Annotated in this window: 5 protein-coding genes; all 5 read right to left on the bottom strand. The window is 68.7% G+C overall.

Annotated features, from left to right (window positions below):
- The coding region (locus AC1DKD_RS38975; RefSeq protein WP_477144539.1) for an IS5 family transposase at window positions 1-997 on the bottom strand (997 nt) is incomplete at its 3' end.
- A 319-nt stretch (window positions 998-1,316) separates the two neighbouring features.
- Entirely contained in the window at window positions 1,317-2,225 is a 909-nt protein-coding gene (locus AC1DKD_RS38980) for a cobalamin-binding protein (RefSeq protein ID WP_477111296.1), read from the bottom strand.
- 11 nt (window positions 2,226-2,236) lie between these two features.
- On the bottom strand, window positions 2,237-3,316 hold the full coding sequence (gene cobD / locus AC1DKD_RS38985; protein WP_477111295.1) for a threonine-phosphate decarboxylase CobD: 1,080 nt from the start codon (window positions 3,314-3,316) through the stop codon (window positions 2,237-2,239).
- Window positions 3,313-4,311 (bottom strand): adenosylcobinamide-phosphate synthase CbiB, encoded by a 999-nt coding sequence (gene cbiB, locus AC1DKD_RS38990; protein WP_477111294.1) that lies wholly within the window; start codon window positions 4,309-4,311, stop codon window positions 3,313-3,315. The genes cobD and cbiB overlap by 4 nt, the downstream gene beginning before the upstream one ends.
- The gene (gene cobU / locus AC1DKD_RS38995) at window positions 4,311-4,886 is read right to left on the bottom strand and encodes a bifunctional adenosylcobinamide kinase/adenosylcobinamide-phosphate guanylyltransferase (RefSeq protein ID WP_035864062.1); all 576 of its coding nucleotides are present in this window, start codon (window positions 4,884-4,886) and stop codon (window positions 4,311-4,313) included. Before cobU ends, cbiB begins: the two co-directional genes overlap by 1 nt.
- Window positions 4,887-4,923 lie beyond the last annotated feature (37 nt).

Raw genomic sequence — 4,923 nt, forward strand, 5'->3', positions numbered from 1 at the left:
CGCGCACCATCACCTGACGCATGCCACCCACCGTCTTGGCCCAGCCGAAGCCTTGCTCGATCAGCTTTCGCTTTTGCTGAGAGATCGCATAGCCTGCGCTGGCGGCAATCGGATCGGGCACCGCGGAGCGTCGCCCGTTCGTGTTTTGGGCCACGTGCGGCATGACCCTCATCCTCAGGCACGCTTCGACGAACTCCGCTGCGTCATAGCCCTTGTCTGCACCGAGCGTGAGCACCGTGCCTGGATCCTCAACGGCCTGCCGAGCATCGTTGATCATGACTTTGGCGGCCTCACGTTCTGCGCAACCGTCCGCGACTGTCACCATGGCGCTGGCCACCAGGCCATGACGGTTATCGCTCAGGGTGTGTCCCATGTAGCGCAGTGCGCTGGCAGTATTGCCTTTGCGGAACAGCCGAGCATCGGGATCCGTCTTGGACTCGTGGGTCTCGTTGCTCCGCTTACGGCCTTTGAAGTCGCCGCCGTTGTCGTCGTCCTCACCGTCTTTGCGCACAAAGCTCTTGTGGCCAGCCCACGCCTGGATCAATGTGCCGTCCACGCTGAAGTGTTCGCCGGACAGCCAGCTCTTCTTCTGCGCGATGGCCAGCACTTCGTTGAAGAACTCGATCACGGCGTCATGCTTGATCAGTCGTTCTCGATTCTTGGTGAACACCGTGGGCACCCAGACCGCGTCGTCCATGGCCAGACCGATGAACCAGCGGAACAGCAGGTTGTATTGCGTCTGTTCCATGAGTTGACGTTCAGAACGGATGCTGTAAAACACCTGCAGCAGCATGGCCCGCAACAGCTTCTCTGGCGCGATGCTGGGGCGGCCACCCTTGATATCTGCCTCGTACATCTCGGCGAACAGCCGGTCCATCTTTGCCAACGCCTGATTGGCCATGGCGCGAATCGAGCGCAGCGGATGCGACCGGGGGACGAAGTCTTCCAGCCGCCGCATGGTGAACAAGCTCTCAGTGAAAGTGTCAGCGCCGCGCATCGAATGTTCAGGGTCGTGTGAGGTTCTCATTTCAACGCTTATGCCCGATCCCAGGCTGACTTCCGTCGGAGGTATTTCAGCAGCCTGTTAAGGCGATACTCAAACATGGGTCCCTCTTTTCCGCTCTTTTCACCGGATCCCGAGGCGCCCCATACGGCCAGGTACACCTACACGGCTCGYTCCGCATTGCGCTGGGGTGTGGGCCGCCCTTGGGGGCGCTCCACACGGCTACCAATCGTTGATTTGGCGGGCTCGCTCCTGCAAATGGCAGCCCTCTCGCGCAGGCGGGATGGGGCGGGCGTTCCTGGACCTGTCCTACCTATTGCGCCGGCCGCTTGCGGCGCGCGTTGTCCAGGTCCTTGCATACGACTTCCGCACCCTGGGTGATGCGCGGGCCGGCCCGGTTGACCAGGTCGCCGTCGATGGCGTACAGGTTGCCGCGCGCTACCGCGGTCACCTGTTTCCAGCGTTCCCACATGGCGAAGTCGGGCAGCGGGCGGTCGGAACGGGTCGCGCCCATGCTGGCGGTCATCATCACCTCGGGATTGCCGGCGACCACGGCTTCCACCGATACCGTCGGTACCAGCAGGGATTCGTTGGCGAACAGGTTGCGCCCGCCGCAGAGCGCCAGCACGTCGCTGATCAGGTGCTGCCCGCTGAGGGTCATCAGCGGTTGCTGCCAGACCTGGTAGAAGACCGTTACCGGCGGCCGTGCGGCGTAGGTCTGGCGCAGTTTGTCGACCTGCTGGCGGAAGCTGGCGGCGGCGCCGTTGGCGGTGGATTCGGTGCCGAGCAGCACGCCAAGCCTTTCGATATTGCTGGGAATGCCCTCCAGCTTGCGCGGCTCGCTGTAGAACAGCGGCAGGCCGAGCGCGCGCAGCCGGTCCGTCTGCTTTTGCGCATTGCCGTGGCGCCATACCACGATCAGGTCCGGCTTGAGCGCGGCGATGCGTTCGAGATCCAGTGCCTTGTTGTCGCCTACGCGCGGGATGTCGCGTGCCTGCGGCGGGTAGTCGCTGTAGCTCACGGTGCCGACGATGCGCGCGCCGCCGCCGGCAGCGTACAGCATCTCGGTGACATGTGGCGCCAGCGAGATCACGCGGCGCGCGGGTTGTTCCAGCGTGACGGTTTGCCCGGCATCGTCGACCACCGAGACAGCGGCGCCGGCGTTGCCGCAAACGCCGATGCCCAGCAGTGTTGTCAGGACCAGCAGGGAACGGGCAGTCATCGGGATCGGGATCATCGGGGTTGTGTCGGGGAAGGTGCCTGTGTTGAGCCGTCTTGATGCATGCCCATGGGCATCGCGGCGCATGCGGATGCCAGCGCCGCGTCGAGCCATTGCCACGCCGCTTCTTGCGACGGGGGCAATCCCAGCCGCAGGCTTGGCGTGGCATCGACGCTGGCCGGTGCGTCGAACAGCCGCGTCCATACGCCTTGCCGCGCAAGCGTGTCGTGCAGCAGCGCCGCGTCGGCGCGCGGCACCCAGCTGAACAAGGGGTGGCTCACGGGCGCCAGGCCGTGCGCGCGCAGTATCGCCGCGAGCCGCCTGCCCGCCTGCTGCAGATGCTCGCGCGCGGCGGCCTGCCAGCCGTGGTCGGCCAGGGCCAGGCGCGCTACCGCGCGCGCCGGGCCTGCCACGGTCCAGTGCCCGAGCTGTTCGGCCAGCGCCGCCAGCAAGGCGGGCTCTGCCAGCACGAAGCCGCAGCGCACGCCGGCCAGGCCGTAGAACTTGCCGAGCGAGCGCAGGACCACCAGGCCGGGGAGATCCGAGCGCGCGGCCAGCGACAGCGCGGGCGTGCAATCCATGAAGGCTTCGTCGAGCAGGAGCGTGCCGCCGCGCGCCGCCAGTTCGGCATGCCACGACAGCAGCGTGTCTTGCGTGAGCGTGCGCCCGGTGGGGTTGTTGGGGTTGACCACCACCAGGTGGTCGAGCCGCGCGGCAAGGTCGCCGCGCGCGAAATCCGCTTCGGCCAGCGGCATCACCTGATGCCCGGCGCGGGCGAAGGCGGGCGCGTATTCGCTGTAGCCCTGCGCCGCCACGCCAACGCGGCCCGGTTTGAGCAATTGCGGCAGGGTGCGGATGGCAGCCTGCGAGCCGGCCACCGGCAGGGCTTGCGGCGCGCAGTAAGCCTGCGCCGCCAGCTCCGCCAGGCCGTCGCCGTCCTGCGGCAGCCGTTGCCATGCGTCGGCGGGCAGGGCCGGCACGGGATAGCCGTCGGGATTGATGCCGGTGGAAAGRTCGAGCCAGTCTTCGGCTGGCCGGCCGTAGCGGCGCACGGCGGCGAGCAGGTCGCCGCCGTGGCGGATCGGTGTACTCATGCGATGCCGTATTGGAGGAGGGCGGCGCTGGCGCCGGCGGCGGCCAGCCATAGCCAGAGCGTGCGTTGAACCAGCCGGAGGCAGGCGTGCACATCGGCGGCGCCGGGTGCGCGTCCCTCGCCAAGCGGCGGACGCTCCTCCCATTCGCCGTGGTAGCGTGCGGGCCCGCCCAGTGCCACGCCGACGGCGCCGGCGCCGGCGGCCATCACCGGGCCCGCATTGGGGCTGGACCACGCCGGCGCCTGCGCCCGCCAGCAGCGCAGCGCTTGAACGGTGCGTCCGAGCAGTGCGTAGGAGAGCGCGGTGAGGCGGGCAGGCGCCAGGTTGAGCACGTCGTCCAGGCGCGCGGCGGCCCAGCCGAAATGCAGCAGGCGGGGCGTGCGGTAGCCCCACATCGCATCCAGCGTATTGGCAAGGCGGTAGGCGATCACCGCCGGCGCGCCGCCCAGCAGGAACCAGAACAAGGCGCCAAAGATGGCGTCGTTGCCATTCTCCAGCGCCGATTCGCAAGCGGCGCGGGCCAGCGCCTCGCCATCCGCGTCGGCGGTGTCGCGCGAGACGATGCGTGCCGTGAGCTGGCGCGCATCGGCGAGATTGCCTTGCGCCAGCGCCACGGCGATCGGCGCGATATGCTGGGCCAGGCTGCGCGCGCCCAGCGCGGCGTAGAGCGCCAGTGCCTGCAACAGCCAGCCCAGCACCGCGCTGAACTGCGTGGCGGCATGCACCAGAATGCCGGCCAGCGCGGCCGGCGTCAGCACCATCAGCGCCCAGGCGGCCAGGCCGGTGAGCCGCTGGCGCAGCGGCGCGCCGCCACGGTTCAAGCGGCGTTCCAAGGCCGCCGCGAGGCGGCCGAAACCCACCAGCGGATGCCAGCGGCGCGGCTCGCCCAGCCACTGGTCAAGCAGCACGCCGGCTACGGCGGCGGCCACGCAGGCGGTCCAGGTAAAGTCGGGAAACGGCCACCACGAAAGCAGCGAGGACAGCGAAGACAGCATCAGCACGCCGGGTCGGCGCCTTTCACGCTGACGGGAATGCCTGCCACCAGCAGCCGCACGCGGTCCGCGGCGGCGGCCAGCTTCTGGTTCAGGCGGCCCAGTTCGTCCACGTAGAAGCGGGTGATGGCGCCCATCGGCACCACGCCGAAGCCGATCTCGTTGGAGACCAGGATGACGTGGCCGGGCAGGGTGGGCAACGCGGTCAGCAGCGCGTCGATTTCCTCGGTGAAGGCGGCCGGCGGCGTCACCAGGCCATGCTCGGGATAACTGCGGGCGTCGAGGAACAGCAGGTTGTTGAGCCAGAGCGTGACGCAGTCGACCAGGATGCAGCCATTGTGGGTCGCGTGCGCGTACAAGGCGTCGGCAAGGTGCAGCGGCGCCTCGACCAGGCCCCACTCGGCCGGGCGCCGGGCGCGGTGCAGCGCGATGCGCACCTCCATCTCTTCATCGGCGCTGTTGTCGTCGTGGCGCGCGGTGGCGATATAGGTGACGGGGCCCCCGGTGGCTGCGGCATGGTCGGCGGCCATCTGCTCGGCAAAGTGGCTCTTGCCCGACCGTGCCCCGCCGAGCACCAGCGTGAGCTGGCGTGCGCGGCCGGCCGCCGCCGCGGCG

This window comes from Cupriavidus sp. 05T313 (assembly GCF_056396665.1).